The sequence below is a fragment of the Phaeobacter sp. JH20_37 genome (genome assembly GCF_048056015.1).
Lineage (GTDB): Bacteria > Pseudomonadota > Alphaproteobacteria > Rhodobacterales > Rhodobacteraceae > Phaeobacter > Phaeobacter bryozoorum.
Map to the genome: position 1 here is coordinate 23,763 of NZ_JAYMWW010000006.1, position 13,800 is coordinate 37,562.

13 protein-coding genes are annotated in these 13,800 nt (G+C 61.3%); 9 read left to right on the forward strand and 4 right to left on the reverse strand.

Features of this window, described 5'->3' with window-relative positions; translation table 11 throughout:
- Positions 1 to 14 precede the first annotated feature (14 nt).
- Positions 15 to 947: an ACP S-malonyltransferase gene (fabD, locus tag VWZ87_RS02340; RefSeq protein ID WP_416534161.1), complete on the reverse strand. Its 933-nt coding sequence runs from the start codon at positions 945 to 947 to the stop codon at positions 15 to 17.
- A gap of 186 nt (positions 948 to 1,133) precedes the next feature.
- Between fabD and VWZ87_RS02345 the strand changes: the two genes are divergently transcribed.
- Both VWZ87_RS02345 and VWZ87_RS02350 read left to right on the forward strand, forming a co-directional pair.
- Positions 1,134 to 2,441 (forward strand): cytochrome b/b6 domain-containing protein, encoded by a 1,308-nt coding sequence (locus VWZ87_RS02345; RefSeq protein WP_416534162.1) that lies wholly within the window; start codon positions 1,134 to 1,136, stop codon positions 2,439 to 2,441.
- 122 nt (positions 2,442 to 2,563) lie between these two features.
- Positions 2,564 to 3,853: an MFS transporter gene (locus VWZ87_RS02350; protein WP_416534163.1), complete on the forward strand. Its 1,290-nt coding sequence runs from the start codon at positions 2,564 to 2,566 to the stop codon at positions 3,851 to 3,853.
- 124 nt (positions 3,854 to 3,977) lie between these two features.
- Here the strand turns inward: VWZ87_RS02350 and VWZ87_RS02355 are convergent, their stop codons facing one another.
- The gene (locus VWZ87_RS02355; protein ID WP_416534164.1) at positions 3,978 to 4,553 is read right to left on the reverse strand and encodes a YceI family protein; all 576 of its coding nucleotides are present in this window, start codon (positions 4,551 to 4,553) and stop codon (positions 3,978 to 3,980) included.
- 204 nt (positions 4,554 to 4,757) lie between these two features.
- Positions 4,758 to 5,339: a hypothetical protein gene (locus tag VWZ87_RS02360; protein WP_416534165.1), complete on the reverse strand. Its 582-nt coding sequence runs from the start codon at positions 5,337 to 5,339 to the stop codon at positions 4,758 to 4,760.
- 610 nt (positions 5,340 to 5,949) lie between these two features.
- Between VWZ87_RS02360 and rpsF the strand changes: the two genes are divergently transcribed.
- The 7 genes from rpsF (at position 5,950) to VWZ87_RS02395 (ending at position 12,205) form a co-directional block, all read left to right on the forward strand.
- Positions 5,950 to 6,303 (forward strand): 30S ribosomal protein S6, encoded by a 354-nt coding sequence (gene rpsF, locus VWZ87_RS02365; protein WP_340545804.1) that lies wholly within the window; start codon positions 5,950 to 5,952, stop codon positions 6,301 to 6,303.
- A gap of 28 nt (positions 6,304 to 6,331) precedes the next feature.
- Entirely contained in the window at positions 6,332 to 6,559 is a 228-nt protein-coding gene (rpsR, locus tag VWZ87_RS02370; protein WP_005982441.1) for a 30S ribosomal protein S18, read from the forward strand.
- Positions 6,560 to 6,571: 12 nt separating this feature from the next.
- Positions 6,572 to 7,183: a 50S ribosomal protein L9 gene (rplI, locus tag VWZ87_RS02375; protein ID WP_340545805.1), complete on the forward strand. Its 612-nt coding sequence runs from the start codon at positions 6,572 to 6,574 to the stop codon at positions 7,181 to 7,183.
- Positions 7,184 to 7,452: 269 nt separating this feature from the next.
- Positions 7,453 to 7,635 carry a peptidyl-tRNA hydrolase gene (locus VWZ87_RS02380; protein WP_340545806.1) on the forward strand — a complete coding sequence of 61 codons (183 nt, stop codon included), beginning with the start codon at positions 7,453 to 7,455 and terminating at the stop codon, positions 7,633 to 7,635.
- A 404-nt stretch (positions 7,636 to 8,039) separates the two neighbouring features.
- Complete coding sequence (locus tag VWZ87_RS02385) at positions 8,040 to 8,510, forward strand: lytic transglycosylase domain-containing protein (RefSeq protein WP_340545807.1); 471 nt, start codon at positions 8,040 to 8,042, stop codon at positions 8,508 to 8,510.
- Between the two features lie 151 nt (positions 8,511 to 8,661).
- Positions 8,662 to 10,620 (forward strand): bifunctional 2',3'-cyclic-nucleotide 2'-phosphodiesterase/3'-nucleotidase, encoded by a 1,959-nt coding sequence (locus VWZ87_RS02390; RefSeq protein ID WP_340545808.1) that lies wholly within the window; start codon positions 8,662 to 8,664, stop codon positions 10,618 to 10,620.
- Positions 10,621 to 10,918: 298 nt separating this feature from the next.
- On the forward strand, positions 10,919 to 12,205 hold the full coding sequence (locus tag VWZ87_RS02395) for a calcium-binding protein (protein WP_416534166.1): 1,287 nt from the start codon (positions 10,919 to 10,921) through the stop codon (positions 12,203 to 12,205).
- Positions 12,206 to 12,431: 226 nt separating this feature from the next.
- Here the strand turns inward: VWZ87_RS02395 and tig are convergent, their stop codons facing one another.
- Positions 12,432 to 13,763: a trigger factor gene (tig, locus tag VWZ87_RS02400; RefSeq protein ID WP_416534167.1), complete on the reverse strand. Its 1,332-nt coding sequence runs from the start codon at positions 13,761 to 13,763 to the stop codon at positions 12,432 to 12,434.
- Between the last annotated feature and the right edge of the window lie 37 nt (positions 13,764 to 13,800).

Below are 13,800 nucleotides of genomic sequence, written 5' to 3' on the forward strand. Positions count from 1 at the left end.
TGAAATTTCCGCGTTCAGCCCGCGGTGATGGCTGCCACGTCCTCGGCGGTGCCGAACTGACGGCAGGCTAGGTTGCGGTCGATTTTGCGGATCATGCCGGAGAGCGCCTTGCCCGCGCCGATTTCCCAGAATTCGGTCACGCCTTTGGCGGCCATGGTCTGCACGCTTTCGCGCCAGCGCACAGAGCCGGTCACCTGCTCGACCAGAAGCTGGCGGATTTCAGCCGGATCGGTGACCGCATCGGCGCGGACGTTGGCGATCAGCGGAACCGCAGGAGAGGTGATCTCGACCCCGGCCAGCGCCTCGGCCATGACATCGGCGGCAGGCTGCATCAGGGCGCAGTGGAAGGGCGCGCTGACCGGCAGCATCACGGCGCGTTTGGCGCCTTTTTCCTTGGCGATTTCAGCGGCGCGTTCAACGGCGGCCTTGGCGCCGGAGACCACGACCTGAGTGGGGTCGTTGTCATTGGCGGCCTGACAGACCTCGCCTTGTGCGGCGGCGTCTGCAACGGCGCGCACAGCCTCGAGGTCGAGCCCCAGAATGGCGGCCATCGCGCCCTCGCCGACCGGCACGGCGCTTTGCATCGCCTTGCCGCGAATGCGCAGCAGGCGCGCGGTGTCGGCGACGGAAATCGCCCCGGCTGCGGCCAATGCGGAATATTCGCCAAGGCTGTGACCGGCGACAAACGCCGCCTTGTCGATGCTGACACCCTCAGCCTCCAGCGCGCGCATGGCGGCGAGCGAGGTCGCCATCAGCGCCGGCTGGGCGTTCTGCGTGAGGGTCAGGGTTTCGATATCGCCCTCCCAGATCAGCTGGCTCAGCGCCTCTCCCAGTGCGGCGTCCACCTCGTCAAAGACCGCTTTGGCTGCCGGATAGGCCTCGGCCAGGGCTTTGCCCATACCGATCGTCTGCGCGCCCTGCCCTGGAAACACGAATGCAATTGTCATCTGAGACCTCATCTTGTCTGCATATCTGCGTTGCATCGGGTTTAGACGCAGGTGACGCTGCGTACAAGCATAGCCTTCGCGCGGGCGCACCGGTGCTGTGCATCAGCTGACAGAGATGCGTGTTGTGTCAAACCGCTGAAGGGATAGGGTATTCCTGTCGCCCCCTATGAGAAGGTCTCATCGCCCGTGTCCTCCCCTGCCCGCGCCCCCGCGCTTCGCCAGAATACCGCCCGCCACTATGGCAGCGTTGCCAAAGGTTTTCACTGGCTGACAGCCCTATTGATGCTGGCGGTGTTCCCGCTTGGTTATTTTGCCAATGATCTGGCGCACCATATTCAAAGCCCGGAGTTTGACGGCGCACAAGCCACGCTGACCCGCGCGGCGCTGCTGTTTTCACTGCACAAGACCCTGGGGCTGGCGTTGTTCCTGACCGCGCTGCTGCGTATTCTCTGGGCGCTGAGCCAGCCCAAGCCGGTGCCGCTGCACCCGGAGCGGCGGGCCGAGACGCTGCTGGCGGAGGTGGTGCACTGGCTGCTTTACGGGGCGCTGGTGGCGGCCCCCCTGACCGGCTGGATCCATCACGCCGCAACCACTGGATTTGCGCCGATCTGGTGGCCCTTTGGTCAGAACCTGCCGTTTGTGGCGAAATCGGAGGCGGTGGCGGCGCTGTTTGGCGGGCTGCACTGGCTGTTTGTCTGGACCCTTGCGGTGGCTTTGGGGCTGCATATTGCCGGGGCGCTGAAACATGAGGTGGTCGACCGCGACGCCACGCTGCGCCGGATGCTGCCAGGACGCGCGCCCCAGGTGACGGTGCCAGAGCAGATCCCCCATGGGGCGGCGCCGGTGCTGGTGGCGCTGGCGATCTGGCTACTGGTGCTGGCCGGCGGCGGCGCCTTCGGCCTTTATGCGCCGCACAGCCATGGCGCGCCGGGCACCACCACACATGAGGCTGGATCCGAGGCCACGGATGGCGGCGATCCTGCCGCAACGATGGCGTCTGACACGGCCGGCAACTGGCGGGTCGAGGATGGCACATTGGCGCTCACCATCGTGCAGATGGGCAGCGAGGTGCGCGGCCAGTTCGACCGCTGGCAGGCAGTGATTGATTTCGAGGACCCTGCCGCCCCCGGCCCCGCCGGCGCGGTCACCGTCACCGTGGCGATCCCCTCGCTGAAGCTCGGATCTGTCACCGATCAGGCGATGGGGCCGGATTACTTTGACAGTTCCACCTATCCCACCGCAGAGTTCCGCGCCGAGATCGAGAAGCTGGCAGATGGATATATCGCTGAGGGCACCCTGCGGATCCGCGATCAGGAGGTGCCGCTGCGCCTGCCCTTCACGCTGGATCTGAACGGTGACACCGCCACAATCTCCGGCAGTGCCGAAGTGAACCGGCTGGATTTCAACATCGGCCAGGGCGTGCAGGACGAAAGCTCGCTTGCCTATGCCGTAACCATCGCTGTCGACCTGACCGCCAGCCGCGCCGCCCCCTGACGGATGTGGGCACAGATCAGGGGGGATGGCCGCCGCGTGCCCCCCATGGGGACATATAGTCCCGCAGGTTCTGGCCCACTTAAGGTATTGTGCCGCGCGGCAGCACCGGTGATGCTGCGAAGATGGCCACCGAAATCGAGTTCTCTTTTGCGGCACTGAACCCGTCGGTACGACGGCACATTCGCGTGTTTCAAATACACCAGTTCCTTGACCGTTTTGCGATGGGGCTGACGGTTGCCGTGGTTGCTCTGGCCTTGACCGACCGGGGCATGGACCTGTTGCAGATCTCGTTTCTCTTCGGAATCTACGCGCTCACGACGATGGCGATGGAGCTGCCGTTTGGTGGCCTTGCCGACAGCATCGGGCGCAGGCCGGTCTTCTTGACGGCGGTTGTCGCCAGCCTGATCTCGCTTGTGCTTTTTCTCTCTACGAGCGATTTTTATGTTCTGGCGCTGTCGTTTGCATTCATCGGCTTTGGCCGCGCGCTTCGGTCGGGCACGCTGGATGCCTGGTTTGTTGAAACCTTCAAAGCCGCCGCCCCCAATGTCGATGTCCAGCCCGCACTGGCCAAAGCGCAATGGGCCAATGCCATAGGTTTGGCGATTGGCGCCATTCTGGGAGGTCTTCTGCCCGATCTCTGCGGCGAGGTCGCAAAACGCCTTGGGTTCAGCATTTATGATGTGTCCTACCTTGCGAGCGTCGTCGTGATGTCGGGCGTGTTTGTTTTCACGGTACTGGCCATTGTCGAAACACCGCGCCCGATGAGCGCCACGGCTCTCAAGCACGGCTTTGCGAATGTGCCGATGGTGATAGGGGACGCGAGCCGTCTGGCCCTCAGACATCCCGCTCTGTCGATCCTTCTGGCAGCGCTGGCGTTCTTTTTGATGGCGACCAACCCTGTTGAGGTGATCTGGCCGACCCATGCAAAGCCGATGCTGGACGAGCGCTATGCAAACACCGTCATCGGTATCGTCACTGCCAGCTATTTCTTCGCCATCGCTTTCGGCGCGTCCCTGTCCGTGCCCATCAGCCGGATTTTCAAACGGCGGCACGCCATGACGCTGGCGGCGGGTTTTGCCTGTCTGGCAGGGGTTCAGATCGCATTGGCGCTGCAAGGCAGCATCGTCGGCTTTGTGACGGTGTTTGTCCTCTATTCCGTGTTTCTGGGGGTCTGCGAAACCCCGGCCAGCAGCATCCTGCATCGCTGCGTTGGCGACGGTCAACGCTCGACCATGCTGTCTTTGCGGTCGCTGATCCAACAGTTGGGGGCCGCATCGGGCCTGATTCTGGCCGGAGCTGTCGCCGATATCTACTCGACACCGGTCGCCTGGATCGTCGGTGCGGTGTTTCTGGTGATTGCGATGATGCTGATCTTGGTGTTGGTCAGACGGCTGGCGGCAATCGCCGAATAGCTGACGGGTGCGCGCTCACTCGTACAGGGACGCACTTACAGGGACAAAAAAACCGCCACCCGGCAAGGGGCGGCGGTTCTGGATCGGTGGGTGGCGGGGGTGACCCCTCCGCCGTGCGGTCTGGTTATTCGGCCTTCATCGCCTCGACCGAGATCTTCACCTCGACCTCGTCGCTGACGAAGGGGGCGAATTTGCCCAGCTCGTAGTCCGAGCGCAGCAGGGTTGTGGTCGCGTCGAAACCGGCCCAAGGCTTGCCCGCCATCGGGTGTTCGCCGACCTGGTTCAGCTTGGCATCCAGAACCACGGATTTGGTGACGCCGTTCAGGGTCAGGTCGCCGGTGATTTCTGCGGTATTCTCGCCGGTGACCTTGATGCCGGTGGATTTGAAGCTGATCATCTCCGCATCATCGGCGCCAAAGAAATCCTTTGACATGAAATGGTCAAAGCGCGCTTCCCAGCCAGTCAGCATGGATTGCGCAGGCATCGACACCGAGACGCTGGAGGCTTCGGGATTTTCTTGATCAAAGGCGATTTCACCCTCAAACCCCGAGAACATGCCGTAGGTGGTCGAGAAACCAAGGTGATTGTAGCTGAACACCACCTGGCTGTGGCTCGAATCCAGCTTGTAGGCTTCAGGGGCGGCAAAGGCGGTGGTGGCGGCGGCCCCCATCAGGGCGGCGGCAAAGAGAGTGGTGTTCATAATCTTGGCTCCGTTGGACCGTGTGACTTCGTTTCCCAGTTGAAGACTTTGTCATCAGAAAGGAAAGCCCGCAAAAGCCAACACTATCTGTGTTCAGATGAACAACCCAAGCCGCATTGACGCACAGAGGCCGGTTCTCGCGCAGTTGTGATGTCGGCAGGCGGTGGCGGCGGGCCAAGGCGTTCGGCCAGAGATCTGGAGCGCCTAGCTGAAGATCGGCAGGGCGCCGCTCAGCTGATCGCGCAGCCGCAGGCGGGTTTCGGTGCTGTCGATCGGCAGCTCCATCAGCACTGCACCGTCGATATCCAGAACCGAGATGGCATGGGCGGAGAGGCGCACGCCGCCAAGGCTGCTATAGCTGCGCCGCAGGACAATCCGCGGTGCGCCGCGCCGTGTCTTGCGCAGGATCCTCAGCTCGCGCCGGATCGGGTCGAAACAGGCCTCCGGCTGGCTGTCTGGGTGGTGCGAGGTCAGCAGGATCAGGCCGACAAACAGAAAGGCCACGGAAATCCCGATCCGGATCAGCGACATCTGCGGATCGAAGCCTGCGTCAGGCAGCAGCCAGAGGCCGGTGGCACCCATCACCATACCGCCCCCAAGAATGCGCAGCAGCAGCGAGCGGACCGGCCAGTTGGCCTGCATCTGAAGGTTCATTGGTGCCGACCGGGCCAGATGGGCCAGCCGTCTGGCGGCAGGAGACTGAGAGGACGCGCGCCGCATGACCTTGCCAAATCGACCCGGCTGCATGGGCTGAAAACCGATCTCGGATGGTTCGAGGAGGCTCATCTCTGGTCCCTTTCACTCTTAACGCGGTCTGTCTGTCCTGCCTTGCCTTGCCTGTGACGCCTGCTGCGCCTGTTGGTCTGTGACTGGCGGGGTGGTTAACACTTGATTAACCAAGATTGACGCCAGCATTGGGGCTGAAATGGGGCGGAGTTGCGGTAAATACGGGCCGTGCTCCGCCGTGATGGGCAGCCCTTTCGTCTACGGGCCTCAACAGGGCATATGCAGATGCAGCCGCCCTGCCGCCGGTTCCGTCTTGACCCCTCCGGGCTAGCGCGCGGGGTCTGATCGGGCCGCTGGCGAAAGAGGTTCGCCCTGTCGGATCCGTGGCCCATTCTCAGCTTTGCATGCAAAGCTTTGCATAATTTTGCTAAAATTTGGTTCACAGGCTATGGATCAAACCCCAGCGACCACTGGCAACGTGGGTGCAGAGGGACATCTGGAGGAGCACAGGGGCACGCGGCGGGAAACGGGCCTTGCCCTTTTGGTCTGAGCCTGTATATGGGGGCTTCCTTCCGCGACATTTTCGATCCGCGCAGACTCTCGTGACAGGGCAGCGGAAGGGACAACCGCCCCGTCTATGAAATGCGCCTAGACAAAAACTGGAGTTCACATGCCACTCTACGAGCATGTCATGATTGCGCGTCAGGACCTGTCCAACTCGCAAGCTGAAGGCCTCATCGAACATTTCGGTGCTGTTCTGTCCGACAACGGCGGTAAGCTGGTCGACAGCGAGTACTGGGGCGTCAAGACGATGGCCTATAAGATCAACAAAAATCGTAAGGGCCACTACTCCTTCCTGAAGACTGATGCTTCGGCAGCGGCGATCCAGGAAATGGAGCGTCTGATGCGCCTGCATGATGACGTGATGCGCGTTCTGACCATCAAGGTTGACGCACATGAAGACGGCCCCTCGGTTCAGATGCAGAAGCGCGATGAGCGCGACACGCGTCGTGAGCGCCGCTGATCAACGCTTGAGAAAAGGACGCTAAACCATGGCAGCCAAACCGTTTTTCCGTCGTCGTAAAGTATGCCCGTTCTCGGGCGACAATGCGCCGAAAATCGACTACAAAGACACCCGTCTTCTGCAGCGCTACATTTCCGAACGTGGTAAGATCGTGCCGTCGCGCATCACCGCCGTTTCGGCAAAGAAGCAGCGTGAACTGGCCCGTGCTATCAAGCGCGCCCGCTTCCTCGCCCTGCTGCCCTACGCCGTGAAGTAAGGAGATAAGCACATGCAAGTTATCCTTCTGGAACGTGTGGCCAAACTGGGCCAAATGGGCGAAGTCGTGGACGTAAAGCCCGGCTATGCTCGCAACTTCCTGCTGCCGCAAGGCAAGGCGCTGACCGCGTCGCAGAACAACATCGCTCGTTTTGAGGAACAGAAAGCGCAGTTCGAAGCGCGCAATCTGGAAACCAAGAAAGAAGCGGAAGCTCTGGCAGAGAAGCTGGACGGTCAGCAGTTCATCGTGATTCGCTCCGCGTCTGACGCTGGCGCCCTCTACGGCTCCGTCACCCCGCGTGACGCCGCAGAAGCCGCCACCGCAGAAGGTTTCTCGGTCGACAAGAAGCAGGTTGCCCTGCTTTCGCCGATCAAGGAACTGGGTCTGCACAGCGTTGTTGTGAAGCTGCACCCTGAAGTCGAAGTTCAGATCAAACTGAACGTTGCGCGTTCGGTCGAAGAAGCTGAGCTGCAAGCCTCGGGCAAATCGATTCAAGAGCTGGCCGCTGAAGAAGAAGCCGCTGCTGAATTCGAAATCTCCGAACTGTTCGACGATATCGGCTCTGCCGCATCCGACGACGACGATGCAGCCCCGGCCGCAGACGACGAAGAGACCAACGCCTGATCGGCATTGGATCTATCCGAGATCGAGAGAGGCCGCCCCGGATCGGGGCGGCCTTTTTCATATCTGCGGCGGCCGCAGCTGGATTGCGCTGCTGACAGATCAAAATCGCCTCAAACTCTCCGCAGAAACTGCGGCGCGGGTAACCTCGTCTTTGCCGGTTTCTGCAAGCCTAGATCCCGCCCTGAGCGATCGCTCCGGGAGCGCGTGTTTGTGCGCACGTGTGGTTGTGACTGTCGTGCCAGGCCTGCGTCTGGCGTCTGGGGGTAAGCATGGAAGAGGATCTGATCCGGGAAGAAACGGCGCTGCGGCGACGCCTGCTGCTGCGGCTCTTGCGCAACTTCAGCTTTGAAAACCCGAAATACAGGGGCGAACCGATCAGCAATCTGGTGCCGCCGGAGCTGATCACCGCCGAGCTGACCCGGCACAACCCTGACCGGGTGATCCAACCCTGAACCATGCGGGCGTTGCAGACGGGGCCACGAAGGCTCGGCCCCCGCAGCCCCTTTGCATGGGCGTCCCAATCGGGCCGCAGGCACGGGAGCCGTGTTGGGACAGGGCAAGGCCCGGTTCATGCGCGCGTGGATCATGCGGCAGTCGATCAGCGCCGACAAATTCTTAGCCGTTAAAATTTAATCCATCAGCGCCCGCCCTGGCCGGCGCCCCCTGACCGGTCATGTGGATCGCCGCGCCGGGGGTCCAATCCCGGCTGATGGCCCCGGATTGCGGGCGATCATCGGACAGCCTGCCACGGTCGGGGGATATCCGCCGATGGGTTCCCGCGCCATTTGCCCAAGCCGCAGGCGCGCCCTAATCTGCCGCCGATCCGGCGTATTCGGGGTTTAGACAGGCAGTATCCATGATTGATCGCAGAACGGCTCTGGCCATTATTCTCAGCCCGCTGGCCCTTGCCGCCTGTGGCGAGGCACCCGCCGCAACCGAGCGCGCCGCAACGCCGCCGCTCTATCCCAACGAGACGCCGGAGCTTCGCCGCAAGATCAATTTCTGGGCCGACCACTATGAGGTGCCGCGCCCGCTGGTCCATCGCCTTGCCATCCGCGAGAGCACCCATCGGCCCTGGGCGGTCAACCGGCCCTACTACGGGCTGTTGCAGATCCTGCCGGCCACTGCCCGCTCCATGGGGTTTCGCGGCAAGCCGAAGGATCTGCTGGATGCCGATACCAACCTGAAATATGCGGTGAAATATCTGCGCGGGGCCTGGCTCCTCTCCGATGGCAGCTACGATCAGGCGGTAAAACACTATTCGCGCGGCTACTACTATGCCGCAAAACGGCGGGGCATGTTGCGCGAAACCGGGCTGCGCCCCTGATCAGACCGCTTGAAAACCACGATATCACAAAGAGTTATGATATCTTACGCGGCAGCTTGCCACTCTGATTGTTAGCGCAAAACTGTCACGTGACCGAAGGCGTTTTTCTGCTAGCATGGATGTCTGTAATAAAAAGACGTCGGAGTGAAAAATGCCTATTCAACTAGATCGCCGGTCCTTTCTGGCCGGCAGTGCCGGTCTGATCGCGCTGCATCCGTTTTCGGTTCAGGCGGCCTCCAATCAGGTGCATCTGCGCCTGATGGAGACCACCGACCTGCATGTGCATGTGTTTCCCTATGATTATTACGCCGACAAGCCGCGCGACACTGTCGGGCTGGCGCGCACAGCCTCGCTGATCGGCGATATTCGCGCAGAGGCGACCAATTCGCTGCTGCTGGACAATGGCGACTTCCTGCAGGGCAATCCGATGGGCGATTACATAGCCTATGAGCGCGGCATGAAGGAAGGCGACACCCATCCGGTCATCCAAGCAATGAACGCCGTGGGCTTTGACGGCTCGACGCTGGGCAATCATGAGTTCAACTACGGGCTGGATTTCCTGATGAAATCCCTCGCCGGGGCCGAGTTCCCGGTGGTCTGCGCCAATGTCGCCACATCCACCGGTGCCGGCCCGCGTGACGACAAGACCCTGCTGCCGCCCTATGTGATCCTGGAGCGCGAGCTGACCGATGGCGCGGGCAACCGTCATCCGATCAAGATCGGGCTGATTGGCTTTGTGCCGCCGCAGGTGATGAACTGGGACCGTCGCCATCTGGAAGGCAATGTGCAGGCCCGCGACATTCTGCAATCCGCCCGCGCCTATGTGCCGGAGATGAAGGAAAAAGGCGCCGACATCATTATCGCCCTGTCACATTCCGGGATCGGCAGCGCCGATGAGACCGACGGGATGGAGAATGCCTCGGTGCCGCTGGCGGCCGTCGAGGGCATCGACGCCATCATGACCGGCCATTCGCATCTGGTCTTCCCCTCCTCCACCTATGCGGATTTTGCCGGGGTGGATGTCGACAAGGGCACCATCCACGGAACCCCCGCCACAATGGGCGGTTTCTGGGGCAGCCATATGGGTCTGATCGACCTGATGCTGGAGCGGGACGGAAGCGGCTGGCGCGTGGTGGGCCATGCCTCGGAGGCGCGCCCGATTTCGCGGCGCGAAGAGGACCGGTCGATCACCGCCCTGGTCGAAAGTGCCCCTGCGGTGCTGGCAGCTGCGCAGAAAGAACATGATGAGACACTGCAATATGTCCGCCGCGCCGTGGGCAAAACCGACGCGCCGCTGCACAGCTATTTTGCACTGGTCGCCGATGATCCCTCGGTGCAGATCGTGTCGATTGCGCAGACCTGGTATATTGAACAGATGCTGAAGGGCACCGAGCATGAAGGCCTGCCGATCCTGTCAGCTGCGGCCCCGTTCAAGGCCGGCGGCCGCGGTGGTGCGGAGTATTACACCGACGTTCCAAAAGGCGATGTGGCGATCAAGAATGTCGCCGACCTCTACCTCTACCCCAACACCGCCCGTGCAGTGCGGGTGACCGGCGCGCAGGTTAAGGACTGGCTGGAACGCTCTGCCGGCATGTTCAACCAGATTACCCCCGGCGAGGCCGATCAGGTGCTGCTCAATCCCGCCTTCCCGAGCTACAACTTTGACGTGATCGACGGGGTCACCTATCAGATCGACCTGTCGCAGCCCTCGAAGTTCGGGCCGAAGGGGGAGCTGGAGAATCCCGACGCCAACCGCATCGTCAATCTCGAGTTCAACGGCGCGCCAATCGATCCCGCACAGGAGTTCATTATCGCCACCAACAACTATCGTGCTGGCGGTGGCGGAGCCTTCCCCGGCGCCATGGGGGATACCATCGTGTTCGAGGGGCCGGACACCAACCGCGATGTGATCGTGCGCTATATCGTCGAGAAGGGCACCATCAGCCCGCGCGCCGATGCCAACTGGCGCTTTGCCCCGCTGGCGGACACCTCGGTGCTGTTTGACACCGGCCCCAAGGCGGCAGCCTATGTGGATAGTGTCGAAAGCATTGCAATTGAACCTGCGGGTGAAGGGCCGGATGGCTTTGCACGCTACAGAATTGCGCTGTGAACAAACTGTTTCCGATTTGTGCAAAATGAAATGATTCTCGCCGCCCGGCCAAACTTGGTCGGGCGGCATATTTAGGCGCACACGCCCCGCTTGCACACAAGTTATTGAGGGGCGCCCTAAAGGTTAATTTTTACAAATTTCGAGCAAATTTGCGCTCTCCTTACTGCTTTTTAGGCATTTGTTTGCCAAATTTCCGCCCCCTTCTTGCGGCAGAGTTTTCCGACATGCGAGGTGTCGATCAGCGCTGCACAACAGCGACCCGCATCAAGACGGTTGATGAGCAAGAGGAGCAGTTCCGATGCCAAACGGCAGTTTCAACGATTTTCGAAATGCGCTTCTGGCGTTTGAATCGGGCTGGGACCGGGACCGCTACAATGCGGGGCAGATCAGCGACGCGCAGCTGACGCAATGGGTCGGCGCGCCAGTCAGCAGCTTCTATCCCGGCCTCAGCAGCTGGGGCCAGCTGAGCGACACCCAATGGCGGGACATGGCCTATCACTCCACCAATTCGCTGGGCTTTGTCGGCTATCAGTTCGGCGAGGCGCTGCTGATTGACCTCGGTTATTATCAGGACGACGTTTACTACCTGGGCGGTGATACCATCAACCGCTGGGATGGCACCTGGACCGGGAAAAATGGCGTCAACAGCCTGGATGATTTCAAATCCCACGCCGCACAGGACACCGCCATCAATGAGGCGTTTGGCTATAACTTCGAGATGCTGAGCTACTATCTCGGTCGGCAGGGGCGCAGCATCAGCGATTTTGTCGGCGAGACCGTGACCTATCGCGATGTCAATGGCGCCATGGTGGATGTTACCCTCTCGCTGACCGGGCTGATGGCTGCGGCGCATCTGCGCGGTGCTTCGGGGCTGGCGACGCTCTTGCTGAGCGATACCGCCTCGACCGATGAATACGGCACCTCGATCCTGAAATACGTGAAAGATTTCGGCGGTTACGACAGCCCCACAGCCGACGCGCTGATTGCCTTCTGGCAGGATCGCAAGGCAGGCGGAACCGCACCGCTGGACATGGGCGAGCCGCAGCCAAGCGAGCCCGTCCTGGTTGGTGAAACCCTGCTGGGCACCGTCAGCCGGGACATTCTGGATGGAACCGATGCAAATGACCTGCTGTCAGGGCGCGGCGGCAACGACCGGCTTGCAGGCCGTGCGGGTGATGATGATCTGCGCGGTGGCGGCGGGCGCGACCGGCTGATTGGCCAGGGCGGCGATGACAAACTCAACGGTTCGCACGGGGCCGACACGATCCGCGCCGGTGCGGGCAATGACACATTGATCGGCGGCAATGGCAACGACCTGCTGTTTGGTCAGGGTGGTAACGACCTGATGATCGGGGGCGATGGGGCCGACACATTTGCCTTCGGCAGCAACCACGGGCGCGCCCGTATCCGCGATTTTGAACTGGGCACGGACAAGATCGACATCCTCAGCGGAGCACAGAACATCAATCAGATCGATTTTACGACCAGAGGTGATCACGTCGTGATGTCCTTTGACAATGTTGTGGTCACGGTTGAAAATATCACCGTCGAGGAACTCGCCAGTTCCGATAACTTTCTGTTCTGAGCGGGTACCACCGCAAGACCATCGGGTGATCTGACAACCGAGAGGTCAAACAACCGAGTGATCAGACAACCGCCCTGGAGTTCGCCTCCACGGCGGTTTTCTTATGCCTTAGACCGCTCCTACTCCGCCCCGCGCTCACCGCCAAACAAAAAGGCCGCCCCCTTAAGGGACGGCCTTGCGCGTTGGCAAACCTCGGATCCGCGCCGGGCGGGATCCGGGATCTGACTTATTCTTCTTCCAGAGCTTCGACTGCGGCCTGCAGGTCGTCCTTGGACACTTCTTTCTCGCTCACTTTGGCCTGCTCGGCGATGTGATCGATGACCTTGTCCTCGAAGATCGGTGCGCGCAGCTGCTGCTGCATCTGAGCGTTCTGCTGGATGAACTCAAAGAACTGGCGTTCCTGGCCCGGGTACTGGCGTGCCTGGCTCATGATGGCCTGGGTCATTTCCGCATCGGTCACTTCGACCTCGGCTTTCTGACCCAGCTCGGCCAGCAACAGGCCCAGACGGACGCGGCGCTCTGCCAGTTTGTTGTGCTCGTCAGTCGGCTCGATTTCACCGTGGTTGTGATCGTGAACCTCGGGGTTTTCCTCGTGCCACAGCTGATGTGCGATCTGCTTGGCTTCGGCTTCGACCAGCGAGGGCGGCAGGTCGAAGGAGACCAGATCGTCCAGCTTGTCCAGAAGGCCACGCTTCATCACCGCGCGGGCCGCACCGGCGTATTCTGCTTCCAGACGCTCGGAGATCTGACCTTTCAGCGCGGCGAGGTCCTCGGCGCCGAATTTCTTCGCCAGCTCGTCGTTGATCTCTGCTGCCTTGGCGGCTTTGACCTCTTTCACGGTGCAGGTGAATACGGCTTCCTTACCGGCCAGATGCTCGGCCTGGTACTGCTCGGGGAAAGTGACGGTGACGTCTTTTTCGTCGCCTGCCTTGGTGCCGACCAGCTGGTCTTCGAAACCGGGGATGAAGGAGTTGGAGCCCAGCACCAGCGGGTAGTCTTCGCCTGCGCCGCCGTCGAAGGCTTCGCCGTCTACCTTGCCGACGAAGTCGATCACAACCTGATCGCCATCTTCAGCGGCAGCACCCTCTTCGCGGGCTTCGAATTCCTTGGCGGTCTCGGCCAGGTTGGCCAGCGCCTCGTCAACTGCGGCGTCGTCTGCTTTGACCACCAGCTTTTCCAGCTCAACGCCGGAGAGATCAACTTCGGGGATTTCAGGCAGTGCCTCATAGGACATCTCGACGTTGACGTCGTCGCCCTCTTTCCAGTCTTCGTTGGTCATCTTGACGTCGGGCTGCATCGCCGGACGGTCACCGCTTTCCTCGAAGTGCTTGTTCATCGCACCGTCGATGGTTTCCTGCATGGCTTCGCCGATCAGACGCTGGCCGAACTGCTTCTTCAGCAGCGCCATGGGGACCTTGCCCTTGCGGAAGCCCTTCATCTCGACTTCGGGCTGTGCCTCGACGAGTTTTTCATTGACCTTCGCATCCAGCTCGGCGGCGGTAACGGTGATCGCGTAGCCGCGTTTCAGACCTTCGTTCAGCGTCTCGGTGACCTGCATCATATTCCCCATAGAGATTCGGGGCGCGCGCGCGGGC